We start from the raw sequence: 26808 nt of genomic DNA, 5'->3' as shown, positions 1-26808 counted from the left end.
GTTGGATTTTATCCTATGTCAAATGACCAAAGCGCAATGAACGAACTACACTGGCTCATCGATATGGTACAAACCATAGAGGTGGGATTAGTGGTATTAGATCGCCATTACAATATCCAGCTGTGGAACGGTTTTATGGAGAATCACAGCGGTGTTTCCCCTAATTCAATCAAAGGTCAAAACCTATTTACCCGCTTCCCCGATCTGCCTGCCACTTGGTTAAAGCAGAAAATGGAATCGGTTTTCATGCTTAAAAACCGTGCTTTTATCAGCTGGGAACAACGTCCGTACGTTTTCCAATTTAAAAACTATCGCCCGATTACAGGCCGTGCAGACTATATGTACCAGAACGTGACCCTGCTGCCGCTGGCATCGCTCACGGGACAAGTGACCCATATCAGTGTGATTATTTATGACGTGACAGATATCGCCATCAACAAATTGCAACTTAAAGCTGCCAACGAACAACTCGAACGCCTTAGCCAAACCGATGGTCTAACTCAGTTGCACAACCGTCGTCATTGGCAAGAGTGTTTAGACCACGAGTACGACTTGTATGCCCGCTACTCAGGTATAGCAAGTTTAGTCATGATAGATATCGATAACTTTAAACATATCAACGACAGCTATGGTCATGTGGCGGGTGATAAAGTCATTCAGCATATCGCCCACTTACTCAGCCAATCCTTACGTGATACTGACTGTGCAGGGCGTTATGGCGGCGAAGAATTTGCGGTTGTATTGCCTAAAACCAGCGGCGCAGATGCGATGAACTTTACTGAGCGACTCAGGGAGAAAATCGCCGCATCCGTCATAGTGTATGAAAGCCTTAAGATTACTGTGACGGTAAGTTTAGGCGTATGTGAAATTGGCTCCCATATTACCAGCAGTTCTAGCTGGATCTCCTGCTCCGATAAAGCCCTGTACGAAGCGAAACAAAAAGGCCGTAACTGCAGTGTTTTACATACGAGTAAAACAAGTAAATCCTAAGTATACCCAATAAAAATGCCCATCAATGATGGGCATTTTTATTTAAAACAAGTGAAGATTAAACTCGAGATCCACCAACGAATTAATGAGGAAAACCATCATCTTCTTCGTCTTCATCTTCTTCGTCATCCATTTCATCGCCGACGAAATAGGTACCCCAACCGTCATATTCCACTTTCTGCTTTACCGCTAATTGCAGCAATTGCTCGGCCGCTTTGTCCAGTAATTCAACATCCAGTTTGTGGTGTGCGACAGCATCGAAACAGAAGATAATTGAACCATCCTCCAGTTCCATTTCTTCAGCGTCGTTTACCTCAAAACCTAATTTAAAGGCATCTACTGCGGCTTTTTCAAGACGGTCAAAATTGGTCGATGAAAAGTGATGCTCAATAACATATTCCGCATCAGGCTCTGAGCCATCGTCAAGCAGGGCTTGCACTATGTCACGATTCTCTGCAAGTTGGGCTTTTAACTGACTTTCAATAGACATGGATTTGTCTCCGTTAAGGTAAATCTGGCTCAAATTGGCATTATACCCAAACAACCTGAAGATGCAGGATTCAGCAGGAATTTAACGCACTTTAGGCAAGGCGGTTATTTGCAGACCTAGCGGGCTAAGTTAAAAATAACCAACTCAGCAAAAGTGCTTTAAAACCCGCCGGGACGGAGCGCCTAGGGCACTCCATTTCCGTGTTGCATCAATTCAAAAGGTGACCGACATTCTTTCATTGATGCGCCTTGAATTGAAGCACCCTAGGCGCTCTGAAACTCGTATCTTCAGGTAGCTTGGGTATATTATACGTCATCACTCGCGAGAGTTTTACCCATAAGTGCTGCCGCTTCTTGATTTATCTCAGCAAATCTCGCCGACATGCTGGCATGGATTTGCGCAGAGAAGTTTTTCACATCGGCTTTATCTAAACCTGCGGTCGGCACAGGTGCCATCATATCGATGATGACGACACCGTTATTCCAGCGATTTAACTTAATATGGCTCTGACACGAAGCAACCACTGGCACCACTGGCACTCCCGCCGCGATTGCAGTATGGAAAGCTCCCGCTTTAAAAGGTAACAGACCACGACCACGCGAACGTGTACCTTCAGGAAAAATCCATACGGATAGATTCTTCTGCTTAATTTTTTCAACCGTTTTAGCCATAGTATCAAAGGCACTGTGACGGTTTTTACGGTCGATAAGAATATTTCCTGACAACCAATAGATTTGACCGAATAGCGGCATCCACGCCAAACTCTTCTTGCCTAAACTCACTGTACCTTTAGGAACTGCTGTCGTATGAGTAAAGAGATCAAAGTTATTCTGATGATTTGCTAAGAAAATATACGGGCCGTCCTGCACATCTTCGTGCCGGCGAACAATCACTTTAATCCCAAGGATTGGTGCAACCGATGAGAAGATCTTGGCGAACATATGTACATTGTCGCGATGGCGAGGCCTTAATAAACACACTAAGCCACCAAAAATAAAGGCAAGCAACAAGGATACCGCCAACAACATTGATCTGACGATTAAAAGCACGATTTACTCCGACTGTAAAAGTGGCGACAGTATAGCCACCATGGCTTTGGGACTCAATATATTGTTTACATCTGTAAGCTGACTTGCTAACAAGCAAGCAAAAAAAGCCCATCGATATACTGAACCTCCAGTGTATCGATGGGCTTTAAGATTAATATCGAACTAAGCGTGGTGCTTGGGTAGGATTTCAGACTCAGTTGCCTGAGGTGAGACTTTACTTAACACAAAGCGGATAACTAAGGCACTCACGGCCAAAGTCGCGACAATTGCCGCACCACTAGGGAGATCTAAGGTAGCCGACAGAACTAAACCCAAAACATAGCCCAGTAAACCGACGAGGTAAGCGTAAAATAGCCGACCTTTACCACGGTACTTGTTCAACGCTAAAGCTGGCAATATCAGGGTGCTGAACACCAGATAAACACCTACTAATTCAACCGATAAGGTAATCACTAGCGCAAATAGCAGATAAAATCCTGCCCCGTCCAACATCTGGGGGCGCAGGAATATCGCTAATAACACCAGTGAATACACTACAGCCGGCAAAATCAGTTGTGACCAACTCACCCACAGGATCTGACCTGACATCAATTGCTTTAACAACTCGGCGCCATGTGGGTCGTTTGCCAGCAACAGCATTGCGGCCACCGCAGACAAGACGTAAAAGCAGCCAATCATAGCCTCCAACTCACCCGCCATCCGCTTAGCTAACCAAGCGATAAAACCTGCGCCAGCAAGGGCAAATACAGCGGGCATCCACACATTAGCAAACGGCATGTCTTCTAATCTGTGGTCCATGTGAGCGACGATGGCACCTAAGGCGGCAACTTGCGCTATCGCTAAATCGATAAAGATGATGCCACGCTTAAGTACTTGTCTCCCAAGTACAATATGCGTCGACAACACTAAGATCCCCGCAGCCAATGCAGGCAACAGAATCGACATCAGCTCAAGATCAAACATAGGTTTATTTCACTCCATTTAAGAGGGAAATCACGCTGTCATACAGGCTAAATAAATCTTGGCTCTTATCATTCCCCCCCACAGACATAGGCAGCATTACCACGGGCAAGTTCGCTTTTTCACCCAACCATTTTGCACCGCGCTCATCCTGATAAGAGGCCACAACTACGGCCAGAATATCCCCCTGCTCGGCGCGCGTCAGCAGACTCGCTAAGTGGCCGCTAGTGGGGGCTAAACCCGGTTTTGGCTCTAAATCTGCCACTTGCTCGATACCAATCCAGTTGAATAAGTATCTAAAGCTAGAGTGGTAAGCGATCACTTTTTTACCTTGTAATCCCTTAGCTTGCGCTTCCCAACGTGGGACAGCAGCTTGCCAGCGAGTGGTAAAATCTGCCAGTGACTGTTGATAATCGGCCGCGCTAGCAGGATCTAACTGAACCAGCTTAGCACTCAATGCCGTGGCGACTTTTAACAGTCGCGTCGGGTCAAAATGAATATGTGGATTGCCTTGAGCATGCACATCACCCATGCTGCGATCGACAGTGGCCAGTTTATCTAAGGTCTCGATTTGATCGGCAGCGAAAAATAAGCCTTGCTCGGTCGAGCGCACTTTTGCGTTTGCCGACTTCATCTGCAGCATAGGCAACCAACCCACTTCAAGATCGGCACCTGCGCACACCACAAGATCCGCCTGACGCATTTTAGCGATCAAACTCGGACGCGCCTGCACTTGGTGAGGGTCTTGTAATGCCGTCGTTGCCGAATAGATGCTAGCCGTTGGAGCAAGCTCCTTGGTCAATGCCGCATATTCAGGTTCACAGGCAAACACATTCAGCTCGGCATGGGCCAAACCAGTGTAAGTGACAGATAAGGCCACTGCGGCCAATTTAGCTAAATTAGAATTGATGCGCACCGTGAGCCCCCAGAGACATAATATATTGAATAGTGAAGATGTTATCGTCTTCTATTCCATCGAAGTTAGTACCCTTTTGATTGGTATACTGGAAACGAACCGTCGAGAAGTGGCTAGAATGCCAAGCCAAACTCACCTCAGATTCCTTCAACTTTTGCCCATGAAAATGATCGCCATGGAGCTCTTGCGTATCAGCTTCACCATAACGCACCCCTGCTGACCAGCTCGGCGTGAATTGGTACACACTGCTCAGATACCAACCTTGGTGGTAATCTTGGCTCGGTGCATCCTCAGGATGTAAATCGATAGGTGTAAAATCGCTCACGCGATAGTACTCACCGCTCACTGTGAGATTTTGATATTTGTAGTTACCGTTAGGCGCCCACTTATAAACAAAATCAGCACCATAGGTATTTTTACCTGTGTAAGATGCGGCATGGCTATGACCTTCGTGCTCATCACCATGGGCATGCTCACCTTCATGCTCCCCTTCTTCATGGGCAGTCACTTGGCCATTTTCGTTGCGCAAGTAACTCAACCCCGCTTGCCATGAGCTGTTATCGCCTATGTCGCCACCAATTTTTGAGTACAAGGTATAAACACCGACCTTCTTAAACTCACGCTCACCATGCTCATCGGCAGCACGTAAACTATCGCCTTTAAAGGCTTCAACGCCCATGGTCCAATACAAGTCCGTCGGCGCTACGTAGTTAAAACGTATACCGTCATCAAAATAATGTCCCCCTAAGAATGCACGGTAAACCACAGGACGGTCGGTGAAGGAATCAGTATGTAAATGTTGGTTATTGAGGTAACCAATGTCCGATAAGAAACGACCACCACGGATAGAAAACCCCGCTGGCATCGCCATGGTTTGAATAAAGGCTTCTTCCAGATTCAGTTCAGTCTCACCGTCATGCATTTCAACTACTGCGGTGATTTTACCGTAAAACATATCATCGATATTGGCACTCATCGCCAGTTCAGTTTCACCTAAACCAAAGCCATCTGGACTCTCGGCTAATGGGCGCTCTCCCGTCTGATAATATCCATTTAGCACACCACTGATATTAGGGTTGGTCAAGCTCGAGTCTTCTGCAAATAAGCTAGGCGAAACGAGCGCACACGCCAAAGCCACCAAAGAAATTCGGGTATTTAAAACAGTCATGATATCTCCAAAATACAACTAGCACTCGACGACCGATGTTAAGTCATCAAGAAATACAATAAGTTAAAATTTTAAGTTGCTTTAGAGAGCGAAGGGAGGCGCACGACTGCGATAAACACTGACGTGTTTAAAAATAGAGGAAGGTAAAATAAATTCGACCACATCGAAATGCTGTATAGCTAAATTCAGCGTCAGCGGATGGGTCAATAAAATCTTGTTGAGTTGGTGTTGATGGAAGCACAGGGTACAGTGAGTCTTAGCGCCATCATCAAGATGGGTCACACTATGGGCTGAGGCAGCAAGAGACAGCAATATCAGTACGGCAGCAAGCCATATCGAAATTGTGCGTCTAATGTGACTTTTAAGTCTCACTCAGTCGTCCCCATAGTTAAAAAGTTGCATAAGTCTATGTCAGTGCCATAGCAAGTTGCAATAAGGTAATCGCTTTGCAAAAGGTTACAAGATATTTGAGGTACCCAGTCTTACCAATAACTTCTTGTTTCAATAGCGGTAGGATCTTGTGAGAACTCAGGTAAAAAAACGCATTTAAGATTAGCTTAAGTGAGTGTAACTATAGTGTATTTAGTTTTTATGTCTGCGAGCACAATGACGAAATCAAGCTCGTTATGGCTCCGTTTTATCCACCTAAAGGCAACTATTATGCTAGCATTTTTTCGTGAAAACTTAGGGCTTATCTTAGGGATAGTCATCTTCAGCGCGGTGATATTTGGTGGTATTTATTACGTTGAGCACTCCTTAACGAGTCAAGAACAAGTCGTGCAGTAAACAAAGACTCATTAAGCGCGGCTGAAGTTCACCCCTTAAACCCTCTTAGTTGCATTTTGAGCGCCTGCTAAAGGCGCTCAAATGATGTTCGTCTCTGGAAAATTTACCGCCGATTTTCCTATCCATAACGAATCCACTTATTAGCCTAACGATACTTCTGTCTTTGATCGCTATCATCGACTTGCTCGGGCGCTTCAATGGTGATGACTTGATCCATAAAATGGCTCACAAACAACAACATCAACGAAAAAATCATTACAGGGATCGCAAAATACCGCACAGAGGCATCAAAGTAACTGTATCCCGCCGTAAACACACTCAAATAAAATCCTAATAACTTGAGTTTAGCCAATGTTGGACTGCGGCCTAACCAAGCCGCACAATGGGGACAACGCACTTGAGCGTCGAAACCTTTGCCTCTTTGCTGGCTAATGTCACTGACCTTGATGTACTGATTACAATGGGAACACAACATGAAAACACGATTCCTAAATAACGATGCGCAAGTTTACCAGATACCGACTAGAGTTCGGCCTGTAAATAGCCAAAATGTCGGAAAAAGCAGATAAAGCACCGCACTCAAGGTTAAGCTCAAATCAACCCTTCCCAAAAAAGTTTAATTCCAAGGGCTATTTCACTCGCAGATATTTTACAGTAAATCCGGCAACATCTATCATACTCAGACATATTTCTACTTAAGATCACTCCTATGCACCGCTACCTCGCTCTCGTGTTTGCCCTGCTAATACCACTACTCAGCCTTTCATCCCAAGCGCAAACTGAACCTGTCGCTGCAACCGAAAGCCCATTAAGCACTCCTGTAACGCTCAAGGCAGAACTGGCAATGCTGCAACAGGCTATCGATACGGATATACGTAAACTAAAAAATGCCAAAGGCGAATTGAAGACAATTGTTGAATATCGAATTCAAAACAAAACCTTACAGTTACGTAATAAGATTAAAGATCTGCTCGAAGCAACACCAATCGACAAAGCTTTTCTGCAGCCATTAATCCAAGGACAACTTAACTACATCCAACAAATTGATGCTTATATCGATGACAACATTAGTAAATTGGAACAGCAATTAGGTTCAAGCACAGATGATGCGACTCTACTGGAAATATCAAAGCGCGAATTAGAAAAAGACACCTATTACAAGCAACAACTCGAGACGCTCACTTGGCTCGAACAAGTTGGCCAAGATATTAGCGAAGCACAAAAATCACTGATGCAAATTTTAGTAGCACGTGCCGATACGCTAGAAAGTTTAGTGACTTATACCCAGCAGCAACTACAAGCAGCAATCGATACCGCAACCAATGCAGGTAAAGATGTCACTTCGGCGCAAACCAGCCACGTAATGATGCTAAAGGAACGCTTAGCACAAAATAGTCAGAGCTTAAATATCGACATCAGCCTACTCGACGCCTTAGGCCATGATACCGCCGCGCTGAAAAAGACACTCTTTAGTGTTTCAGGTGATATAACTCAAGATGTGTTGAACTTTGATGTCGCATCAAGTCTCGTTGAGCAGTGGCTAAATACGGCACAAGAACAAGCGATTAATCACGGCCCAACCGTCGTGTTTAAGTTATTTGTTTTCTGTTTGATCTTGTTTATTGCGGGTCTCGCCGGCAAGTTAGCCAAACAGATAGTGAAAAATACCGTTAGCAATTCTAAGTTGAATTTAAGTAAGTTATTACAAGACTTCTTCACCTCTCTATCAGGTAAAGCCGTCTTTACTATCGGGCTGTTAATTGCCCTTTCACAGCTTGGGATCGAACTTGGTCCCTTGCTCGCAGGCTTTGGTATCGCGGGGGTTATTATTGGTTTTGCCCTGCAAGATACCCTGTCGAATTTCGCCTCAGGCATGATGATCTTAATTTACCGTCCCTATGATGTGGGCGATTTGATCAACGCCGCTGGCGTCACCGGGCGCGTCAGTCACATGAGCCTTGTCTCCACCACGATTAAAACCATGGATAACCAACGTCTTATTATTCCTAATAATAAGATTTGGGGTGACACAATTAACAACATCACAGCTGAGCATCAACGTCGAGTCGATATGACCTTTGGGATAAGTTATAGCGACAGCATCGAACAGGCTGAAGCGATTCTCAAGTCCATCGTCGAAGCGCATCCTAAGGTACAACCATTGCCAGAACCGACGATTAAGCTACATCTATTGAGCGAATCTTCGGTCGACTTTATCGTTCGCCCTTGGGCAAAACCGGAAGATTACTGGGAAGTGTATTGGGACATTACCCGCGAAGTGAAAATGCGCTTTGACGCCGAAGGGATCAGTATTCCCTTCCCACAGCGTGATGTGCATATCTATCAAACTACGAAATCACCGCTTTAAACCAGCGTTAAATGAGAGAAGAAGGGCGTTGCAATGAGCTCGCCCTTATTTTTATCTCTGGCCTATCAATCTCTGCATCAAGTGTTAGCCTAAGCCGACTATCTCACCTTGCGCATCAATATCAATTTTTAAGTAACCCGGTTTTAGCCCAAGTCCTGGCATAGTCATCACATTCCCCACCAAGGCGGTAATAAACCCCGCACCAGCATGCAAGACTAAATCCCGCACTGGGATCTCAAAGTCCTGAGGAACGCCCTTTAAGCTAGGATCGTGACTAATTGATAACGGCGTTTTGGCCATACACAGGGGCAAATGCCCATAACCTAATACGGTCAGCTGCTGCGCCTGTTGTTTGGCCTCGATAGAAAGGCTAACGCCCGCTGCGCCATACCCCACCTCGGCTAAGGTGGATAACTTAGCCTCCAATGAGGCTTCATCTGAATATAACAGCTTGAACTGACTCTCGGTTTCAGCGGCGCGAACCACAGTCTGCGCTAAGGCGATAGCGCCCGCCTCCCCTTGGCTAAAAGCATCGCTGACCTCACAGCCAAAGGCGCTGCTCGCGTTGACGGCTTCAGTTAGCCATTGCAACTCGGCATCAGTATCAGTGGCGAAACGGTTAATGGCAACCACCACAGGAATACCATAGCGAGCCACATTATTGATATGCCAGTTTAAATTTGCAAAGCCCGCTTCAAGTCGAGCCTGATCTGGTAGATTGATATCTGACTCAGACACCAAACCACTATTGGCCTTCAGCGCTTTTAAGGTGGTGACCAGCACAGCGGCGGCCGGCACCTGACCCGATTGACGCACTTTGATATTACAGAACTTTTCAAAGCCCATATCTGATCCAAAACCAGCTTCAGTCACCACAAAATCCGCCAGTCTGAGGGCAATATCATCAGCAATAATGGATGAATTACCGTGGGCAATATTGGCAAAGGGTCCCGCATGGATCAGGCAAGGTGAACCATTTAAAGTCTGCATTAACGTCGGCTTTATCGCATCCGCCATGATGGCCGTCATCGCACCAGCGACACCTAAGTCTTCGGCGGTAATCACTTGCCCTTGGGTATTTAACGCCAGCACTAGACGACCGATCCGCGCCCGCATATCTGCCAAATTATGACTTAAGGCTAAAATCGCCATTAACTCAGAGGCGGCGGTGATATCAAAACTGGATGCGTACTCTGGGCCATTATTATCGCCTAAGCCCACCTGGATTTGCCTAAGACAGCGATCGTTGTGATCGACCACTCGGTGCCAACGGATCTCTCTAGGATCGATATTCAAAAACGCTTGCCCAGATTGCGCCTCAAATTCCGCCTTACCTAAGCGCGCTTCATGAAATAGCCGCGCCGCAATCGCCGCAGCCCCTAAATTGTGGGCACTGCTCACGGCATGAATATCACCCGTGAGATGCAAATTCATCTCCTGCATGGGCACCACTTGCGCATAACCGCCACCCGCAGCACCACCTTTCACCCCAAATACAGGCCCCATGCTGGGCTGGCGAATACAGGCACAGGCCTTTTTACCTATGGCATTTAACGATTGCGTTAAGCCAATGCTAGTCACCGTTTTACCTTCACCGTGAGGCGTAGGCGTGACTGCGGTGACGATAATCAATTTGCCTTTGCGCTGCCCAGCTAAACGCTGCAACACACTGAGCTCGACCTTGGCTTTAGTGTGACCAAATTGCATCATCTCTTCGGGTAATAGACCTAAGTCGGCGCCCAGTTCATTAATGTCTTTTAGGCTAGCGCGATTCGAAATATCCATATCTGTCAGCATGCGTCGATTTCTCCCTTTCAAATACGCTTTGGTTTAGTATGAGGGGTTGCTAAGCACAACACTCATTGAATAGGGCGGATATTAGGTGATTGGCTTTAAGATATATAGCCATCGAAAGGGTTAATGAGCGATTCCTTAATCTGCATCAAATAATCTGCCCTGCGTCCGAGCGGATAAAGAGTGCCGTTGCCTCCAATGAGCTCCGACTCGATCGCCAGCAATAGTTCAGTATCTGGCAGGCATCTATGGGTCACAGCGTACCTTGATTTTTGTTTCTCAAAAGCAACAACCATAAACAACAACGGCGCCAGAAGGCGCCGTTGTTATATGTATTATTGAGTGCGGCTTAAAACTGCACATCGCCACTTAAATGGGGGCGACGGCCTTTGCTGTCACGTAATTCAAATACCATATTATCGGCATTCTGCTCATAGCCAAATCCAACATCGGCAGGCATCAAGAGTGGCAGCTTAAAGGTCACATCCACAGTGAATGGACGATCGCCAATACTTGGCATCAACTCTGCTAAACAACGGGCCTTAGACCACATGCCATGGGCGAGCACTCGATCAAAGCCAAAACGCTTTGAAAGCACAGGATGCAGATGGATCAAGTTATAGTCGCCAGATGCCTTAGCATAACGACGACCTAAATCTTCACTCAAACTCCAGCTTTGTGGTGTTTCCCATGCCATATCAATGGCTTTAGGTGGGCGAACGCGACGCCCAGCAACATCGATACGATATAAATAGGTGGATAACGATTCCCAGACGAGTTCTTCACCGACAAACGCCTTAGACACAAATTCAAACTCTAAGCCAGAATCCGTCTCGCGGCTCGTGGTCAAGGCGCACTCGAGGGAGAAAGTCTCGTCAACCGTCACAGGCCGATACACTTGAATGCGGTTCTTAAGGTGGATCATCCCAAGCAGTGGGAAAGTGATCCCATCGTGGGTAAAGATCACCGCATGCAGGCGAAATGCCATCACGTAGAGATAGGTTGGCGGTAAAACTTTACCGTCAAATTGAAAACCACACACCTGCGCATATTGGCTTACTTTAGCTTCAGACACAGTCACATGCGGCGCGGTCACCTTGATTTGGGGCAACGACTGTTGATCCCAACCTGGCTTACGGCCAAAGAAGATCTTGCGATAAAGAGAAAACAGCGACGGCATCGCGTTCAATTCAACACAATATGCATTATTCAAGTCTGAGTACCTTTTAATTAACTATCCCTTGGCACAAAAATACATTGCCATAAATTACCCCGCACAGACGAGTAACGTCTGATCAATCAAGCTGATAACGAGTGTAAAACAGGCAGTGCTGCGTCTTAATAAGGGCTGATGCTGACTCTCCGAATGGACAACTATACCCAAACAACCTGAAAATGCAGGATTCAGCGGGAATTTAACGCACTTTAGGCAAGGCCCTTTATTGCTCCTGCATAAATGGCATTCACGCCATCCATGGCGATTGCGGTTATTTGCGGACCTAGTGGACTAAGTTCAAAATAACCAACACAGCATAAAGTGCGTTAAAACCCGCCGGGACGGAGCGCCTAGGGCACTTCACTTCCGTGTTGCATCAATTCAAAAGGTGGCCGACATTCTGTCATTGATGCGCCTTGAATTGAAGCACCCTAGGCGCTCTGAAACTCGTATCTTCAGGTCGCTTGGGTATATAGAGTCAGGTTTGGCGAAAACGGCGTGATTATAACCCAGAGCACTGAGTTCTGTGTATCCCTAAGTTTAGTAGGAATAATTACTACTAATAAAATCAATAGATTAAAAATTAACGATGCAAATTTATCCATCTCAACTCGGCAATAACATCTCCAGAGTGCGAAAAATTTACGACTGTGCCACACTATCGTTCCACTCTCCTTAACCTAGTTATCACGTGCAAGATAAGAATTTTGATAAGCTCGCGCAAAAATTTGCGAAAAACATCTATGGTACGCCCAAGGGCGAAATTCGTGCCGCAGTGCTATGGCGCGACCTCGTCCCCGCGCTGGCAAAACTGGGGGATAAAAAACTCAGAGTATTAGATGCGGGCGGTGGTTTTGGTTACTTTAGCCAAAGATTAGCGCGCCTCGGCCACGAAGTTGTACTCTGCGATATCTCTGCTGAGATGCTGGCTCAAGCCAAAGAACAAATTGATGCCTCACCTGAACCATTAGCTATCCAGCTTATCCATGCGCCTATCCAAGCATTATCGGTCGATAACCATGGCTATTTCGATATCATACTGTGTCATGCGGTCGTCGAATGGTTAACGGATGCTAAGCCCACAGTAGCGGGTTTACTTACTATGCTAAAACCCGGCGGATTATTCTCTTTGATGTTTTACAACAAAGAAGCCATGCGCTTTCATGCTTTAGTGTCGGGCAATTTCGATTATGTCGCCGCTGATTTAAAAGTGAAGAAGAAAGTGCGACTAACTCCTACTCATCCACTTTATATTCAAGAAGTTAAAGATTGGTTTAGCGAATGGCAAATGTCACTCATCAGCCAGTCTGGCGTGCGTGTCATCCACGACTATTTGAAAAAGAGTCAGCCCGCGGATTTCGACTATCATAAGCTGCTACAAATGGAGCTGGAGTACTCGCAACGCGAACCCTATATTTCCCTCGGCCGATATGTGCACTTTTTAGGGCAAAGCTTTGCAGTGTGAACGCGCGTCGTTACAAACGCGCTGCCTAAACGATTACTGACAAGCCTGTTTCCAGCAGGCGCTCACTTTGGCGCCTGCTTGTTCTAGCAATTGCACCACGCTTTTATCCCCTACCACATGGCCAGCACCAACCACCACAAACAAAGGTGAAGTCACATCAGTCGAGCCCATTAATTTTATAATGCCATCGGCCATCACATGGTTTCGCTGCCAGAGGATTTTCTCTAGCATTTTAGTGTCGCCCTCGCCGCCCATTTGCTCCTGCATTATGGAATCAAGCTCAGTTTCATTACCTGAACGCCAAGCCGTTATTAACGATAAAAGCTCCGCATCCGATGCACTAATCGCCTCACGCACCATAGACCACTGCTCTTGACTATTAAAAGACGCTAACAATTGAAATTGTGACTCGGCGGTTTCCAACGGATACACAGGCAAAGTCGCATATCGAGCCATCAACTGCATATCAACGCCATAATCCGTGCTGTAACCTAAGTCGTTATAACGCAATAAGTTAACTTGAGTAGCCTGCAGCCAAGGTGCGAAAGATTGAATCGACTGGCAAACATTTGCCGTGGCCGCGCAATAGGGCGTCATGCTCTCGACCGTTTGCTTATCTCGGCTCTGCCAATCTAAACCCTTAGTTTTATCGGCGCGGCCGTATTGTTGCAGTAAAGCGGTGCTATCGACTTTATTGATATCGACTTCTACGACTAAGCCCTTAGCTTTACCCAACGCGGTTTCAATTTGGGTGGGTAAAGGATAAAAGTCGGCACGTCCAATATGAATCGAACCTAGCAAATACGCACTCTTGCCTTGCCATTGCACTTGATAAAATGGTGGTTTATCGGTTTCTGCACCCACCACTTTTGCGCTCAAACCCGCTAACGCCAGAAAACTGATTGATGCAATTAGTCGCCATTGGCTTGTTGCCATATCCTTTGCCCCTTATAATTCCTGCAAATTTTGCAATGAGACGCTGTTATGCCACATACCAAGGTTATAGAGCAACTGAAAGAAAATCTTCAAATCGCCTATCGCCAAGCCATAGACGCCGACGCTAAGTTAGATGAGCTAAAGAAAGCTGGCCATGGAAACTTCACCAGCATATTCACGGCAGAACAAGGTTTTATCGCTTCGAGTAATCGCTTTCTGCCCTATGTGCAAGAGTTGGTCGATGACTTAACTCGCATGGAAGAACATCAAACGCTCGATCCTAAAGAACTCGAAACCTATGTACGTCAGTTAGGCACATTACTGCAAACATTGCAGGCCTTTAAAAAGCAAAGCTAAACCGAGATTAGGAGCTGAAACTCACCTTAGATTTCAGCTCTTTCCATGGCATATCTAATCAAGCCCACCAACACAGATAGATAGCACTAAGCTTCCCCAAAACTGTCATCATTTTGTCATTTCTAAGTCATAGACTCCGCTCACATAGACGAAGGGGCTGAAGTAATGACAAGTTTAGATCTGGCTAAAGAGCTCGATAAAATAATCTCTAAAGCGGCAATCAGTCCCTTATTTCAGCCAATTTTCAATATATTAGAACATAAAATTCATGGTTTTGAGGCATTAAGCCGTGGCCCTGAACACAGCCCGTTATACTCCCCAGTCCCGCTATTTCAGACCGCCGAACATCAAGGTAAATTAAGCGAGCTAGAAACCCTTTGTCGCCGTATTTCACTCGAGCAATTTAAGTTGCGCCAGTTTCAAGGCAAGCTGTTTATCAATATCTCGCCTAAGGCATTATTAGATCCCGCCCACCCCAAGGGCATGACCTTACAACTGCTGCAACAACTCGGCATAGCGCCATCACAGGTTGTGATTGAACTGTCAGAGCAATACCCCGCCGATGATATCGATTTACTCAAATCCTGCTTGAATCACTATCGTAGCCAAGGTTTTTTAACGGCGATCGATGACTTAGGTGCAGGTTATTCGGGTCTGAGACTCTGGTCAGAATTGTCACCCGACTATGTCAAAATCGACCGTCACTTTATCCATCAGATTGATTCGACTCCCGTCAAACAGGAATTTGTCCGCTCGATTGTGGAGTTATGCCAAAGCTTAACCTGCAAAGTGATAGCCGAAGGAATTGAAACGCAAGAGGAATTAGCCGTACTCAAACAACTGGGTATCGTCTATTGCCAAGGCTACTTACTCGGTCGTCCAGAAGTGCTCCCCTGCCGCGCGATGAAAGCGACCTTAGTGCCGAGCAATACTCAAATTCAACCTAGATACAGCGAATCGGCCGAGAGCCTGTGCACGAGCGCCATAACCGTAGCGCCCACGCTTAAACTCAAATTTTTAAGTGACACCTTTATCTCGCAACCTGCATTACAGGCTGTTGTAGTGGTCGATAACCTGTTGCCACTAGGTATTATCAGCCGTGCGACCTTACTTGAACTCTTCAGCACACCCTATGGTCGCGCCTTACATGAAAATCATGCTGTGAGTGAAGTGATGGACCCGCAAGTCATCCAGATTGAGGCCAACGAACCTTTATCCACCGTAAGTCAATTACTGACCTCAGAGAGTGCTAATACGGTCGCGCAACAGTTCATTATCCTTCGCCGTGGTAAACTACTCGGCATAGGTCACACCAAAGATTTACTGCAAAGGATCACAGAGCACAGAATTAAGATGGCCCGCCATGCGAATCCTCTGACAGACTTGCCGGGCAATGTGCCCATTCAAGAGGAATTAAAACGCCTTAAGATCCAAAAGAAACATTTTTATCTAGCCTATTTTGATCTGTGTAACTTTAAGCCTTATAACGATATTTATGGATTTTGCCGTGGCGATGAAGTGATTTGTGAAGTGGCGAATCTGTTACTGAAGTATAAAAGCGACAATTGCTTTGTTGGCCATGTCGGCGGCGATGACTTTGTAATTATCAGCACCTGTGAGCATATGATCAGCCGTTGCCAGCGAATTCTAGCGGATTTTGAAACCCATAAGCATTTGTTTTATAGCGCCGAGCACTGGCTGGCCCAAGAAATGCTCGCCGACGATAGAAAAGGTGAAGCCTGTTACCATCAATTGATCAGTCTGTGTGTAGGCATTTTACCACCAGCACTCACCTTTAACGCCCATGAACATAGTCTATCGACCTTAAGCGCTAGGGCAAAAAAACAGGCAAAATCCGCAAATAACGGATTTTACCTGTTAGAAAATAATCTAATTATCGACACTCAGGCCCTAACGGCATAGCTAAACAGCTTAAATCCTCAGCATTAGCGACCGATATGAGATATTAAAGTTGTGGTGCAATCGTCTTCTTTAACCACTCGGTTAACATTTTGGTTTCATACATAAAAGGTTTATCATTTAAAGATTGGATCCCACCCATAAACCCCATATCCGACAGTTTTTCATCGCCCGCGATAATCACTTTATCGTTTTCCATGACTTGATAAGAAAAAGTCATACGTGGCGGATAAATGTCTTTGATAATGCGTAAATCATTGGCGGTCGCACCAAATGTTGGACGCATATCACCCGCAAGATCAACATCGGTAATGGTCATTTCAAGCTTTTGATTTGGCTTTAAAATCTTCGCAGCTTCTTTATTGATGTTTTCAGTTAAGGTCTCAAATAAGCGTTTCTCATAACGGGATTGGAGCTCCCCTGATGATTTTATATCGCGATAATCTTTAGGACTTTGCCAAACAATTTTAACCACACCATCTTCGGTGACGGGATCCACAGGCGCTTCATCGGCCGCCCAAGCCGCACTGCAACTTAATACACCTGCGAGTAAAAGGGACTGAATTTTCATGTTTGCCTCCAAGGCCTAAATAACTTTCTGAGAACCACAGTACAAAATCTAACCTGAACTAGAGCTTAACGCAAAACTGATATAAGTACAGCAAATGTGCCGTAAGCTTTTGTATAATTGAGTAAATATTATTTAACCATCACAACCGATACGTATCTTTTTGTATCGGAATTGCACCAAGTAAGTGCATAGTTATCAATTTGTGAACATTTCACGCGCATAACGACAAAAAAAGCGTTATCCTTCCGCTATTGTTTACATTGCCCACTTAATAAAAAATGAAATTCCCTGTTGTACCTGTGTTCATTCTTATCCTGTTTACCTGCGTCGTAAGTGCGATTTGGTTTATCTCCCCGAGTGACAAAAATACTGGCCCTAAAACTTGGTCAGCCTTTATCTACAACCATGGCTATGATTCAGGAAAGTATAAAAAAACTGATAACTTTGACAGCTATAATACCTGCCGCGATTTTGCACGCGAACAATCTGCCTTCTACGACAATGTGCCTTGGGAATGTGGATCTATGTGCCAGTTCGATACTCGTAAGCAAGGATTTCAATGCGAAGAAATGAAGAATGAGCACTAACTAACCATTCAGCATAGGTTCAATATTTATACAATAAACTCAGCTCCTCACAGTAAAACTCGTTTTCTTTACCGTCTAAGGATGCACGATTTAGAACTAACGTGTTAAACGTAATTTTTAACTTGGAGCTTACCTATGAACCTAAAAACGGCTTATCTATTCAACCCATATTCACGAAAACTCGCTTTATTGGCACTGCTGACAATTGGAACGAGTATCAGCCTTTCAAGCCATGCCGCACCATTGACCATCAGCCAGCAACAAGCTGTTACTGTTCATTTGAACAAATTGGCTCAGGCGCAAAATGCGGCTGAACATCAAATGACAGAGCTGCTTAAGCAAGATTTTAGTCAACAATTAACCGCGCAAGAACATGAGTTTATGAGCGACATCTGCCCTAAATACGGCATGACCTTCGATGTCACTACCAACGCTTGCTTACGCTCGTAAGGTATTGCCAAGATTAAAATGGAAAACGGGCACTCAGCTCAGGGTATTGCAGCTTTAAATCCTTGGGCTTAGTGCTAAATTTTTTACCCACGGGCGTCGCCTTGCCCGATGGCATAAAGGGCAGTTCCTCACCGGTTCTATCTTCGTATAATTGCCCTGCGATAAGGTCGTATTCATCTACAAAAGGGTAAGCATAGGCATCTCGCTCTGGCCAAGCGACTAAACGTGCTAGGGTGTCAGGCTGATTAACCACACCTTCGAAAATTTCTTTACCAAGCGAAATCAAAAAACACCTAAACTCGGCAAAAGCATATTCAGAATCACAACCCGTAATAATGTAAGCCGCCCCCCAAACAGACCACAGATAACTACGGCGCATCTGCTGACCAAAGATTTTATCGAAAGCTTTTAACTCTTCATTACTCAATTCGGCAAGTTTCTGCTTCAGTGCTTGAGTCAAAGACTCCTGTGATTGCGCCGCTTCCATTCGCGTGACTAAACCCCAAAACTCAACTTCTGTCATAAACGTCACCTATTAGAGCCTCTAGCAAAAAGGCATATTCTACACGATATTACGGTTATACTGGACTCGGATTAGGGCATTTCCTACACTTGCTCATCTTCTTTGCTACTGGTGTGCACTTCAATCTATGCCTAAACGTCTTATACTACTGATCACGTTATATTGCCTCTTCAGCATTGCTGCACTTTGGCGTACTGTGATGACTCAATCCCTTGATGTATTCACCCTAGGTGTCCTCCCCGTGCTCGTTGGCATACTCATACGCGCGCCGTGGTCTAGCTTAGTGTTGAAGATTTATATTGGCATGCAAACCTTAGGATTCTCGGCTCTGGGGATTACAGCAATTATTGCCTATCGCATTACCCCTGAGGATGTAAAAGTGGTTGTTTCTGGCCACAACATTCCTATGTTGCCACTCACAGTGAGCATTATTGTTATTTTACTCGTGCAGTATTGGATCGCATTTTCTAAGGTCACGAGACACTATTTGACCCGCCAAACTCAGTAATGGACTTTGTTGCTAAGCTGTTATCAATAGCGTAGCTTAGCGACCCAGTAAAATACTTACGACTCTTAACTTGAAGTAAACTATGAGCCATTTATCGCCCAGCGAACTTTCCATTCTTTTAGTAGAACCTTCAGAGACACAGCGTCGAATTATTATTCAGCGCTTACAACAAGAAGGCATTCTCAGCATTCAAACCGCAGAAAACATAGAAGCGGCTAAAGATATTATTGCTCGCCATAAACCTGACCTTATTGCGAGCGCCATGCATTTCGATGATGGCACTGCCATCGATCTCTTGGGCTACTTAAGGGCCAACGCTGACTGCAAAGATATCCAATTTATGCTGGTCTCGAGTGAGTGCCGCCGTGAGCAACTTGAAATATTCCGCCAATCGGGTGTAGTAGCGATTCTACCTAAACCCTTCAGTGCCGACCATTTAGGTACAGCATTGAATGCCACGATTGATTTACTCAGCCACGATGAACTCGACCTGAGTAATTTCGATGTACAAGATGTGCGCGTATTAGTGGTCGATGATAGCCGTATGGCAAGAAACGTCATTAAACGTACGATTGGTAACTTAGGGATGAAGCTAATTACCGAGGCCGAGGATGGCGCGCAAGCCATAGCGTTAATGAAACACAATATGTTCGACTTAGTGATCACTGATTACAATATGCCGAGTGTAGATGGGCTAGCTTTGACACAATTTATCCGCAATGAAAGCCAACAATCGCACATTCCCATCTTGATGGTGTCTTCCGAAGCCAACGATACCCACCTCAGCAATGTGTCCCAAGCGGGTGTAAATGCCTTATGTGACAAACCCTTTGAACCCAAACTTGTTAAAAAATTACTCTATCAACTGTTAGAAGAATAAAACCAGAATAAAACTTAAGTCACGAACTGAGTAAATATTCTGCGCTTTACTGAACATCCTGCTGCACGCTAGACGCAAAAGGCTTTCCAAGTGTTAAACCTTATGGCATGTTAGGCACGCTTATTTCAAATAAATCTACGGAAAGAAGAGACAATAAAAATGAACAAAACTGAACTAATCGCCAAAATTGCAGAAAATGCCGATCTAACGAAAGTAGAAGCAGCACGCGCATTGAAGTCTTTTGAAGCAGCTATTACCGAATCAATGAAAAATGGTGACAAAATCTCCATCGTAGGTTTCGGTTCTTTTGAAACAGCGACTCGTGCCGCTCGCACTGGCCGTAACCCACAAACGGGTAAAGAAATTCAAATTGCTGAAGCGACAGTGCCTAAGTTTAAAGCGGGTAAAACCCTACGTGACAGCGTAAACTAAGTTATAAAATTCAATACAACGCCTCCATTGTGAGGCGTTTTTTTTGCCCAACCCCAGTGAAGCACTGAATATTTTTTGCACAACAAAAGTGCGCCTCTGCCCCACAAACTGGCAAATAAAAACATTTAATTAACATTGTGAGTTCTAATACCTTGTTTTATATGACATTGTAATAGTGGCATGTGATTAGCAAATCCTTCCTTAGAAAAAAACCAAGATGCACTAATGAACACAGCTGACTTTGAGTGTGCCAATGGTGAATCGATAAATAAGTCAATCGAGGGGATGAGCATGAAGAAATCACTGTACAGCGTTTTGGCCTTATCGACGGGAATGTTACTGGCAGGCAACGCCTTTGCAGCCGTATCAGGCAACATTGGCGGTACCTCTAATTATCTATGGCGCGGTGCGACCCAAACTAAAGATGCGGTCGCAATCCAAGGTGGCCTTGACTACAGCCACGATTCTGGATTTTATGCGGGAACTTGGGCATCGAATGTGGATTTTGGTGATGATACTAGCTACGAGCTTGATCTATATGCGGGTTATGGCGGCAGTATTACCGAAGACATCAGCTACGACTTTGGCTATCTCTACTACGCCTATCCAGACGCGCCAGGCAGTATTGATTTTGGTGAGCTCCATGCTGCTGTCACGTGGAAATGGCTCGAACTTGCTTACTCCCAAGTCATCAATGCCGGTGACGATCTGGCCGCCGATCCTTTAGATAATAAAGATCTCAGTTATCTTGCCGCGACGGTATCCGTTCCTCTCACTGAAAAGCTGAGTTTATCAGTGCACTATGGTTACTCAAACGGTGATGTCGTCCAATCTTGGTTTGGCGAAGATAATTATGCCGACTATAACGTGACTCTCAGTGCAGATACCAGCATAGGCACAGTGTCATTTATGGTCTCAGATACCGATCTCACCGATGATGATGCCAAACTAGTACTCGGATATTCCTACAGTTTTGATCTATAGGCTCTAAGCATAACAAAACGCCACCTTAAAAAGTGGCGTCGTTTTATCACCATCACCTACTAGGCAATAATTGACCTGTTCGTTTTACGGGCCGCAACCATTTTCTCGATATACTCAACAATGGGCTCAGTCACTGAAATCCCTGTTGTTTGCTCAATCCCTTCAATGCCAGGCGCCGAATTAACCTCAAGGATCAGTGGGCCACGGTTAGAACGTAAAATATCTACTCCCGCGACAACCAATCCCATCGCCTTCACTGCGGCAATAGCCATTTTACGCTCAACAGAGGTGATTTTTACCACCTCACCACAACCACCTAAATGCAGATTTGAGCGGAAATCACCCTCGGGGCCTTGACGCTTCATCGAAGCAACAACCTTGTCACCGACAACAAAACAACGAATATCACTACCATTGGATTCTTTAATGTATTCCTGCACTAAGATATTCGCTTTGAGCCCCAAGAATGCTTCAATCACGCTCTCAGCAGCCGTTTTAGTTTCAGCGAGTACGACACCAATCCCTTGAGTACCTTCGAGTAATTTAATGACTAACGGAGCGCCACCCACCATATTGATGAGATCTGGGATATCATTTGGCTTATTGGCAAAACCCGTCACTGGCATGCCAATCCCTTTGCGGGAAAGTAGTTGCAGTGCCCGCAATTTGTCCCGCGAACGCGCAATGGAGATTGAATCATTCGCGGCATATACGCCCATCATTTCAAACTGACGTACAACGGCACAACCATAAAAAGTCACGCTAGCATGAATACGCGGAATGATGGCATCAAACCCAACTAATTCAGTACCTTCATAATGAATGCTAGGTTTAATAGAATTAATATTCATGTAGCAATTCAGCGTATTGATCACGACCGCTTCATGTCCACGACTTTGGCAAGCCGCGACTAAGCGTTGTGTTGAATACAACTGGGGGAATTGGGATAAAATACCTATTTTCATTGCTGAGTGACCAACTTAAGCATGAGTGAATAAACCGTTCTGCGGCACCAAAAGCACAGCGACAGAAAAAGGGGCTGATATTTGTCTATTGCTCAGTGTAAAGCAAGAAAATATTCCTCACCAGACGAAATCATTATGCTAATGAAATACTTCAAGACCTATCACATTCGGAACTCGTTTAAATTAACAGCGGCAAAATATACTTAGCCTCAAACTCCGTTGCATCTAAGGGACGAGAAAATAAATAACCTTGTAATACAGTACAATGGCGAGAAGTACAAAACTCAGCCTGCTCAATTGTTTCAACGCCCTCAGCTACTGATATGACATTAAACCCATGGGCGAAGTTAAGCAATGCAGCGAGCAAACGAGTGTCTTTATCATCCTTATCATAGGAAGCGACAAAGCTTTTATCGATTTTCAGCACGCTAATGGGAAACAATTTGATATGTTCTAAGGACGAAAAACCCGTCCCAAAATCATCGAGGGCAAAACGCACCCCTAACTCTGCGATTCTATCGAGCATTTTGGCATGTTCATGGGGATCTTCAATAAGGCAATTCTCAGTAATTTCAAGCTCTAATGCTACAGCAGGAAGTCCTGTCTTCGTCAGCGTATTCGCTATTTTATCAAACAGGTTCTCATTTCCAATTTGCGATGCAGACAGGTTAACGGCAATGGTAAATTCTCTCCCTGTTGGCTGTAATTGGGTTAACCAAACCTGTGCCTGAATACAGGCTTGTTCAAGCACCCAATCATCAATGTCCTCCATTAATCCGATCTCTTCGGCTATGGGTAAAAATTGATCTGGGGTGATAATGCCGTCTACAGGATGCTGCCATCGGATAAGGGCTTCCATCCCCACCAGCTGATGGGTTTTCGCATTCACTTGCGCTTGATAATGAACCTTAAATTCATTTCTTTTTAAGGCAGTACGCAAACTCGACTCGATATGATTACGGTAACGCACCTCTTTATCTAAAGCTTCTGAGTAGAACTGAATCTGGTTTCGGCCCATTTTTTTAGCGCGATACATGGCAATATCGGCACATTTCATCAGCTCAGAACTATTCGAAGCCGCTTCATTATAAAAAGCCACACCGATACTGGCACCAATAAGCACATCGTTATCACCGAGACAAAACACGTCCTCAAACACTTTGAGCAATCGATTAGCCACAATCATAGGGAAATATTTATAATCATTATCAGTGACTAGCACGACAAATTCGTCCCCACCTAAACGGGCAATAATGTCGCCATCTCTTAGTACTTCACTTAATCGAGCGGCTACTTTAACTAAAAGAATATCGCCCGTCTGATGGCCTAGAGTGTCATTGATCGCTTTAAAATCATCTAAATCGAGCAAGATAACGGCTAAATAGTCGTGACAACGTTTGGCCCTTGCTATCGCTCGATTAAGACAAAGTTCAAAACCATAGCGATTAACCAGCTTAGTCAACGAATCGTGTTCAGCCAGCTCTTTTAGTTTTTGGTGACTATTGCGTAACGCCAACGCCATTGAAGATCTTTGTTTCGCATAACGAATTGCACGGGTTAGTATCCGCGAGTTGACCTCATCTTTAAGCAAGAAGTCCTGTGCCCCTAGTTCAATACAGCGCTGAGCCAGTTTCTCATCTTCATAGCGACTCAGCATAACGACTACGGTCTGGTCTTGCGTCATGGCATTGAGCTTGATCAACACTTCTAAGCCATTAGCATCGGGTAATAAATAATCCAATAGAATACCGTCAAAATGACGTTCTAATGCGAGATTTAAACCATCAAATGCACAATTTGCTTCGACCACATTAAAAGTCAACTTTGACTGTCTGAGTGCTCGGATGATCGCAGTTCTATCAACTTCATCATCATCGATCAGTAGTAAATCCATATACTCACCTTATGCGGATGGGAGCTCCACTATTCGCCAATAACCTTCAAGCATATTAAAAATATTGTTAAAACCGTCTTTCATATCAGTTTTAACCATGTAACCAGCCACATGATGGCTATAGGCTTTCATCCTATCTTCATCGGTACTCGACGTGGTGAGCATAAAAACGACAGACGAAGAAAGAGAAGGATCTGAACGTATTCGCTCAAGGAACTCAAACCCATTCATTCTTGGCATATTAAGATCGAGCAAAATAAGATACGGACCTTTGATCGTGTCTAAACTAGTTAGAATAGTTAATGCTTCAATCCCATCCCGAGCACGCACTAAGGGATTGAGTAACCTCAATTGTCTCATCGCCCGCTGCACGGCCATGTAATCCACGTCATCATCATCAACCAATAAAATGGTGACCTGTTGATAGTGATTTGCTGCGCTCATAGAAGCTCCTTTTTCACTATTTTCTTAGGCCAACTAAAGCAAAAACAACAACCTCGGCCCTGCGATTTGAGCTGAATCTCTCCACCTAAACTTTCAACTGTTTTCCTCACAAGTGATAAGCCTAAACCACTGCCTTCAACTTCATCCCTTGGTTTAAGTGTTTGAAACATCTCGAAGACTTTTTCATGATATGAGCTTGATATCCCCGGACCATCATCTATCACACTGAATCGATACTGCTGATCAACCGCCTCACATGAAACCGTAATCACACCTGTACCTAAGTCATGATGTTTTATGGCGTTACTGATTAAATTTCGTATAACTAATTCCAACAATGGTCTTACGGTATAAAAATTCGGAAATTCACCTTTTAGGACTAATTCAAATCCCTGTGGCGGCGCGACGAGCGCAAACATGTCTTCAACCAGTTGCCGACTTTTCACTTCAGTGGTTTCGGTATCGACACGACCAATCCGAGAAAACATCAATAGTCCATCGAGTAATAATACCATTCGATGAATACGACTTTGGATAAGCCCTAGGTATTTCTGTACATTTTCATTGGTGTTATCGACTAAATCCTCAGATAACCAAGAGGTTAGCTGCTCGATACCACGTAAGGGGGATTTCAAATCATGGGAAGCAATATAGGCAAACCTGTCTAATTCTTGATTGATACGCTCAAGCTCAAGCATATGTTCTGCACGCTGAACTTCAATTCGTTTACGTTCAGAGACATTGTTAATTGTCGCGAGAATAGAAATGCCATTACTAAAATGAATAGGCGTCAATCCCACTTCAATTGCGAGTCGACTACCATCTTTGCAACAGCCAAACAGGTCATCCCGCATCGACATATTTTTCGCAATAGGCTGCACTAAATAGTTACTCATGTGCTGCTGATGAGCATCCCTTAGGGTTTCGGGCAATAACATATTGATGGAACGACCGAGTAACTCGTCTCTGGTATAGCCGAACAAACGTTCAGCATGGGTATTCACTAAAGTAATAAATCCAGATTTATCCACCATAAATAGCGCACTTGGAGAGGCTTCAATTACTAATCTAAAGCGTTTTTCGTTAGCAATTAACTCTGAAGTCAGTAAAGACTCCTTATATCGATTACGCGCCATAATTAACACTGAGTAAAACAATGCCAAAATAAAACCACAACCGATAAATTGGAGCCACATACCTTGGGTCTGTTCCGCTCTCGAGATAAAACGCGATTGTGATGAAATGTCTAAGCGCCACAACTGCCCTCCAACTAAGTCAGTCTGTGAGTGATAAAACACATCCTGCTCATTCGGGGCCACTTTGCTGCTGGTAAACATTAGACTGTCAGCGCTTGCCTGCGGACTTTCATAAATGGCAAGTTTCAAGCCTGAGAATCGCTCCCCCATAATCCCTTGCATGAGGTCATCCATCCTAAACGCTGCATACACAAGTCCAAACACGTGCTGTTTACGCTCAGCCTCTGTTGTTGTGGTGCCTTGATAAAGCGGTAAATACATTAAAAAGCCCGCTTTCGCATCATCAGAAGTATCTTGAACTAATACGACTTTGCCAGAAACTGTCGGCAGTCCAGTGGTAATAGCGCGAGTGATGGCTTTATATCGATTAGACTCGGAGCACATGTCATAACCCAAGGCTCTTTGATTACGCCAATCAAAGGGTTCTAAGTACACAATCACGCAATACTGATCACGCGTTCCTTCTGGGTAAACTTTATAGTCTTTAAAACCTTCAGCTTGAACTTGTTGGATGTGCGCACTTAATGCTTCAGGTTGAAGTAACTGAGCATAGCCAAAACCTTGAAAACCTGGGTAATACTCAGATAAATGAGCATTGATGACATAAGTTTGCCATTCCTGACGTGTCACATTACTCGAGGATAATAATAAGCCAACGCCACCACGTAAGACTTGCTCATAGGCAAGCATTCTGCGATTCACGGCTTCTGTTAATTCTTGAACGCTATTTTCGAAACGCTCTTCACCTCTATCCCTAAGATATTGCTCAAGCACATACCAAGAGATCCCCATGAAAAGTAAGGCAGCCACTATCATCAGCCAGCTAGAGCTCAGCACGCTAAAGTAGATATTATTAGATGGGGGGAGTGATTTAGAAAACTGATCCTTGTCCATGTAAG

The 26808-nt window shown here is 44.8% G+C and carries 28 protein-coding genes; 12 read left to right on the top strand and 16 right to left on the bottom strand.

Features of this window, described 5'->3' with window-relative positions:
- The first annotated feature begins 15 nt into the window (after positions 1 to 15).
- Positions 16 to 990 (top strand): sensor domain-containing diguanylate cyclase, encoded by a 975-nt coding sequence (locus tag KFE26_RS03100; protein WP_131523954.1) that lies wholly within the window; start codon positions 16 to 18, stop codon positions 988 to 990.
- A gap of 82 nt (positions 991 to 1072) precedes the next feature.
- On the opposite strand, the gene rraB is transcribed toward KFE26_RS03100, so the two are convergent.
- From rraB to KFE26_RS03070, 6 genes are all read right to left on the bottom strand, one after another.
- On the bottom strand, positions 1073 to 1480 hold the full coding sequence (gene rraB, locus KFE26_RS03095) for a ribonuclease E inhibitor RraB (protein WP_113939164.1): 408 nt from the start codon (positions 1478 to 1480) through the stop codon (positions 1073 to 1075).
- Positions 1481 to 1785: 305 nt separating this feature from the next.
- Complete coding sequence (locus KFE26_RS03090; RefSeq protein WP_105250295.1) at positions 1786 to 2529, bottom strand: 1-acylglycerol-3-phosphate O-acyltransferase; 744 nt, start codon at positions 2527 to 2529, stop codon at positions 1786 to 1788.
- A gap of 162 nt (positions 2530 to 2691) precedes the next feature.
- The gene (locus KFE26_RS03085) at positions 2692 to 3492 is read right to left on the bottom strand and encodes a metal ABC transporter permease (RefSeq protein WP_212599633.1); all 801 of its coding nucleotides are present in this window, start codon (positions 3490 to 3492) and stop codon (positions 2692 to 2694) included.
- A 4-nt stretch (positions 3493 to 3496) separates the two neighbouring features.
- Positions 3497 to 4405: a metal ABC transporter solute-binding protein, Zn/Mn family gene (locus KFE26_RS03080; RefSeq protein ID WP_212599632.1), complete on the bottom strand. Its 909-nt coding sequence runs from the start codon at positions 4403 to 4405 to the stop codon at positions 3497 to 3499.
- Positions 4389 to 5573 (bottom strand): hypothetical protein, encoded by a 1185-nt coding sequence (locus KFE26_RS03075; protein WP_212599631.1) that lies wholly within the window; start codon positions 5571 to 5573, stop codon positions 4389 to 4391. The genes KFE26_RS03080 and KFE26_RS03075 overlap by 17 nt, the downstream gene beginning before the upstream one ends.
- Positions 5574 to 5654: 81 nt before the next feature.
- Positions 5655 to 5945 (bottom strand): ABC-type zinc uptake system zinc chaperone, encoded by a 291-nt coding sequence (locus KFE26_RS03070; protein WP_105250298.1) that lies wholly within the window; start codon positions 5943 to 5945, stop codon positions 5655 to 5657.
- Positions 5946 to 6233: 288 nt separating this feature from the next.
- On the opposite strand from KFE26_RS03070, the gene KFE26_RS24170 reads away from it, so the two are divergent.
- Positions 6234 to 6359, top strand: coding sequence for a hypothetical protein (locus KFE26_RS24170; protein ID WP_105250299.1), 126 nt, complete (start codon positions 6234 to 6236; stop codon positions 6357 to 6359).
- 145 nt (positions 6360 to 6504) lie between these two features.
- On the opposite strand, the gene KFE26_RS03065 is transcribed toward KFE26_RS24170, so the two are convergent.
- Positions 6505 to 6834, bottom strand: a complete 330-nt coding sequence (locus KFE26_RS03065) for a hypothetical protein (protein ID WP_113939169.1) — start codon at positions 6832 to 6834, stop codon at positions 6505 to 6507.
- A gap of 234 nt (positions 6835 to 7068) precedes the next feature.
- On the opposite strand from KFE26_RS03065, the gene KFE26_RS03060 reads away from it, so the two are divergent.
- The gene (locus tag KFE26_RS03060) at positions 7069 to 8727 is read left to right on the top strand and encodes a mechanosensitive ion channel family protein (RefSeq protein ID WP_212599630.1); all 1659 of its coding nucleotides are present in this window, start codon (positions 7069 to 7071) and stop codon (positions 8725 to 8727) included.
- Between the two features lie 84 nt (positions 8728 to 8811).
- On the opposite strand, the gene KFE26_RS03055 is transcribed toward KFE26_RS03060, so the two are convergent.
- Together KFE26_RS03055 and KFE26_RS03050 are read right to left on the bottom strand one after the other, a co-directional pair.
- Positions 8812 to 10524, bottom strand: coding sequence for a formate--tetrahydrofolate ligase (locus KFE26_RS03055; protein ID WP_212599629.1), 1713 nt, complete (start codon positions 10522 to 10524; stop codon positions 8812 to 8814).
- A 346-nt stretch (positions 10525 to 10870) separates the two neighbouring features.
- Positions 10871 to 11701: a MaoC/PaaZ C-terminal domain-containing protein gene (locus tag KFE26_RS03050; protein WP_212599675.1), complete on the bottom strand. Its 831-nt coding sequence runs from the start codon at positions 11699 to 11701 to the stop codon at positions 10871 to 10873.
- Positions 11702 to 12428: 727 nt separating this feature from the next.
- Here KFE26_RS03050 and KFE26_RS03045 point away from each other — a divergent pair.
- Entirely contained in the window at positions 12429 to 13202 is a 774-nt protein-coding gene (locus KFE26_RS03045) for a methyltransferase domain-containing protein (RefSeq protein ID WP_198571971.1), read from the top strand.
- A 33-nt stretch (positions 13203 to 13235) separates the two neighbouring features.
- On the opposite strand, the gene KFE26_RS03040 is transcribed toward KFE26_RS03045, so the two are convergent.
- The gene (locus KFE26_RS03040; RefSeq protein WP_212599628.1) at positions 13236 to 14138 is read right to left on the bottom strand and encodes a TraB/GumN family protein; all 903 of its coding nucleotides are present in this window, start codon (positions 14136 to 14138) and stop codon (positions 13236 to 13238) included.
- Between the two features lie 48 nt (positions 14139 to 14186).
- Here KFE26_RS03040 and KFE26_RS03035 point away from each other — a divergent pair, with 48 nt between their 5' ends.
- Both KFE26_RS03035 and KFE26_RS03030 read left to right on the top strand, forming a co-directional pair.
- A complete protein-coding gene (locus KFE26_RS03035) occupies positions 14187 to 14495 on the top strand; it encodes a prephenate dehydrogenase (protein WP_212599627.1) in 309 nt (102 codons plus the stop codon).
- A 165-nt stretch (positions 14496 to 14660) separates the two neighbouring features.
- Entirely contained in the window at positions 14661 to 16418 is a 1758-nt protein-coding gene (locus KFE26_RS03030; RefSeq protein WP_212599626.1) for a GGDEF domain-containing protein, read from the top strand.
- Between the two features lie 43 nt (positions 16419 to 16461).
- Here KFE26_RS03030 and KFE26_RS03025 read toward each other — a convergent pair whose 3' ends face one another.
- Complete coding sequence (locus KFE26_RS03025; RefSeq protein ID WP_113939176.1) at positions 16462 to 16986, bottom strand: DUF3016 domain-containing protein; 525 nt, start codon at positions 16984 to 16986, stop codon at positions 16462 to 16464.
- A gap of 278 nt (positions 16987 to 17264) precedes the next feature.
- On the opposite strand from KFE26_RS03025, the gene KFE26_RS03020 reads away from it, so the two are divergent.
- Together KFE26_RS03020 and KFE26_RS03015 are read left to right on the top strand one after the other, a co-directional pair.
- On the top strand, positions 17265 to 17573 hold the full coding sequence (locus KFE26_RS03020) for a hypothetical protein (protein ID WP_105250308.1): 309 nt from the start codon (positions 17265 to 17267) through the stop codon (positions 17571 to 17573).
- A 135-nt stretch (positions 17574 to 17708) separates the two neighbouring features.
- Positions 17709 to 18023 carry a hypothetical protein gene (locus KFE26_RS03015; protein ID WP_212599625.1) on the top strand — a complete coding sequence of 105 codons (315 nt, stop codon included), beginning with the start codon at positions 17709 to 17711 and terminating at the stop codon, positions 18021 to 18023.
- A 13-nt stretch (positions 18024 to 18036) separates the two neighbouring features.
- Here KFE26_RS03015 and KFE26_RS03010 read toward each other — a convergent pair whose 3' ends face one another.
- Positions 18037 to 18546, bottom strand: coding sequence for a DUF4240 domain-containing protein (locus tag KFE26_RS03010; protein WP_212599624.1), 510 nt, complete (start codon positions 18544 to 18546; stop codon positions 18037 to 18039).
- A 127-nt stretch (positions 18547 to 18673) separates the two neighbouring features.
- Between KFE26_RS03010 and KFE26_RS03005 the strand changes: the two genes are divergently transcribed.
- From KFE26_RS03005 to KFE26_RS02990, 4 genes are all read left to right on the top strand, one after another.
- Positions 18674 to 19054: a hypothetical protein gene (locus KFE26_RS03005; protein ID WP_105250311.1), complete on the top strand. Its 381-nt coding sequence runs from the start codon at positions 18674 to 18676 to the stop codon at positions 19052 to 19054.
- A gap of 82 nt (positions 19055 to 19136) precedes the next feature.
- Positions 19137 to 19934, top strand: a complete 798-nt coding sequence (locus KFE26_RS03000) for a response regulator (protein WP_105250312.1) — start codon at positions 19137 to 19139, stop codon at positions 19932 to 19934.
- 159 nt (positions 19935 to 20093) lie between these two features.
- Positions 20094 to 20366: an HU family DNA-binding protein gene (locus tag KFE26_RS02995; RefSeq protein ID WP_006079990.1), complete on the top strand. Its 273-nt coding sequence runs from the start codon at positions 20094 to 20096 to the stop codon at positions 20364 to 20366.
- A 291-nt stretch (positions 20367 to 20657) separates the two neighbouring features.
- Complete coding sequence (locus KFE26_RS02990; protein WP_105250314.1) at positions 20658 to 21350, top strand: TorF family putative porin; 693 nt, start codon at positions 20658 to 20660, stop codon at positions 21348 to 21350.
- Positions 21351 to 21409: 59 nt separating this feature from the next.
- Here KFE26_RS02990 and rimK read toward each other — a convergent pair whose 3' ends face one another.
- The 4 genes from rimK to KFE26_RS02970 all read right to left on the bottom strand — a co-directional run bounded on the left by rimK (position 21410) and on the right by KFE26_RS02970 (position 26803).
- A complete protein-coding gene (gene rimK / locus KFE26_RS02985) occupies positions 21410 to 22315 on the bottom strand; it encodes a 30S ribosomal protein S6--L-glutamate ligase (RefSeq protein WP_113939182.1) in 906 nt (301 codons plus the stop codon).
- Between the two features lie 178 nt (positions 22316 to 22493).
- Positions 22494 to 24209 (bottom strand): putative bifunctional diguanylate cyclase/phosphodiesterase, encoded by a 1716-nt coding sequence (locus KFE26_RS02980; protein WP_105250316.1) that lies wholly within the window; start codon positions 24207 to 24209, stop codon positions 22494 to 22496.
- Between the two features lie 9 nt (positions 24210 to 24218).
- Positions 24219 to 24653, bottom strand: a complete 435-nt coding sequence (locus tag KFE26_RS02975) for a response regulator (protein ID WP_105250317.1) — start codon at positions 24651 to 24653, stop codon at positions 24219 to 24221.
- Positions 24650 to 26803, bottom strand: a complete 2154-nt coding sequence (locus tag KFE26_RS02970) for a CHASE domain-containing protein (protein WP_173247621.1) — start codon at positions 26801 to 26803, stop codon at positions 24650 to 24652. Before KFE26_RS02970 ends, KFE26_RS02975 begins: the two co-directional genes overlap by 4 nt.
- Positions 26804 to 26808: the final 5 nt, after the last annotated feature.

The organism is Shewanella sp. M16, from assembly GCF_018224605.1.
GTDB lineage: Bacteria > Pseudomonadota > Gammaproteobacteria > Enterobacterales > Shewanellaceae > Shewanella > Shewanella oncorhynchi.
This window is presented reverse-complemented; position numbering and strand designations above follow the sequence as displayed.

What these genes read in the sequence shown, in the direction of transcription:
- KFE26_RS03100 (WP_131523954.1), top strand. Translation starts at nt 16, where the DNA reads ATGTCAAATGACCAAAGCGCAATGAACGAACTACACTGGCTCATCGAT.
- rraB (WP_113939164.1), bottom strand. Translation starts at nt 1,480, where the DNA reads ATGTCTATTGAAAGTCAGTTAAAAGCCCAACTTGCAGAGAATCGTGAC.
- KFE26_RS03085 (WP_212599633.1), bottom strand. Translation starts at nt 3,492, where the DNA reads ATGTTTGATCTTGAGCTGATGTCGATTCTGTTGCCTGCATTGGCTGCG.
- KFE26_RS03075 (WP_212599631.1), bottom strand. Translation starts at nt 5,573, where the DNA reads ATGACTGTTTTAAATACCCGAATTTCTTTGGTGGCTTTGGCGTGTGCG.
- KFE26_RS24170 (WP_105250299.1), top strand. Translation starts at nt 6,234, where the DNA reads ATGCTAGCATTTTTTCGTGAAAACTTAGGGCTTATCTTAGGGATAGTC.
- KFE26_RS03065 (WP_113939169.1), bottom strand. Translation starts at nt 6,834, where the DNA reads ATGTTGTGTTCCCATTGTAATCAGTACATCAAGGTCAGTGACATTAGC.
- KFE26_RS03060 (WP_212599630.1), top strand. Translation starts at nt 7,069, where the DNA reads ATGCACCGCTACCTCGCTCTCGTGTTTGCCCTGCTAATACCACTACTC.
- KFE26_RS03055 (WP_212599629.1), bottom strand. Translation starts at nt 10,524, where the DNA reads ATGCTGACAGATATGGATATTTCGAATCGCGCTAGCCTAAAAGACATT.
- KFE26_RS03050 (WP_212599675.1), bottom strand. Translation starts at nt 11,701, where the DNA reads ATGCCGTCGCTGTTTTCTCTTTATCGCAAGATCTTCTTTGGCCGTAAG.
- KFE26_RS03040 (WP_212599628.1), bottom strand. Translation starts at nt 14,138, where the DNA reads ATGGCAACAAGCCAATGGCGACTAATTGCATCAATCAGTTTTCTGGCG.
- KFE26_RS03035 (WP_212599627.1), top strand. Translation starts at nt 14,187, where the DNA reads ATGCCACATACCAAGGTTATAGAGCAACTGAAAGAAAATCTTCAAATC.
- KFE26_RS03030 (WP_212599626.1), top strand. Translation starts at nt 14,661, where the DNA reads ATGACAAGTTTAGATCTGGCTAAAGAGCTCGATAAAATAATCTCTAAA.
- KFE26_RS03025 (WP_113939176.1), bottom strand. Translation starts at nt 16,986, where the DNA reads ATGAAAATTCAGTCCCTTTTACTCGCAGGTGTATTAAGTTGCAGTGCG.
- KFE26_RS03020 (WP_105250308.1), top strand. Translation starts at nt 17,265, where the DNA reads ATGAAATTCCCTGTTGTACCTGTGTTCATTCTTATCCTGTTTACCTGC.
- KFE26_RS03015 (WP_212599625.1), top strand. Translation starts at nt 17,709, where the DNA reads ATGAACCTAAAAACGGCTTATCTATTCAACCCATATTCACGAAAACTC.
- KFE26_RS03010 (WP_212599624.1), bottom strand. Translation starts at nt 18,546, where the DNA reads ATGACAGAAGTTGAGTTTTGGGGTTTAGTCACGCGAATGGAAGCGGCG.
- KFE26_RS03005 (WP_105250311.1), top strand. Translation starts at nt 18,674, where the DNA reads ATGCCTAAACGTCTTATACTACTGATCACGTTATATTGCCTCTTCAGC.
- KFE26_RS03000 (WP_105250312.1), top strand. Translation starts at nt 19,137, where the DNA reads ATGAGCCATTTATCGCCCAGCGAACTTTCCATTCTTTTAGTAGAACCT.
- KFE26_RS02995 (WP_006079990.1), top strand. Translation starts at nt 20,094, where the DNA reads ATGAACAAAACTGAACTAATCGCCAAAATTGCAGAAAATGCCGATCTA.
- KFE26_RS02990 (WP_105250314.1), top strand. Translation starts at nt 20,658, where the DNA reads ATGAAGAAATCACTGTACAGCGTTTTGGCCTTATCGACGGGAATGTTA.
- rimK (WP_113939182.1), bottom strand. Translation starts at nt 22,315, where the DNA reads ATGAAAATAGGTATTTTATCCCAATTCCCCCAGTTGTATTCAACACAA.
- KFE26_RS02980 (WP_105250316.1), bottom strand. Translation starts at nt 24,209, where the DNA reads ATGGATTTACTACTGATCGATGATGATGAAGTTGATAGAACTGCGATC.
- KFE26_RS02975 (WP_105250317.1), bottom strand. Translation starts at nt 24,653, where the DNA reads ATGAGCGCAGCAAATCACTATCAACAGGTCACCATTTTATTGGTTGAT.
- KFE26_RS02970 (WP_173247621.1), bottom strand. Translation starts at nt 26,803, where the DNA reads ATGGACAAGGATCAGTTTTCTAAATCACTCCCCCCATCTAATAATATC.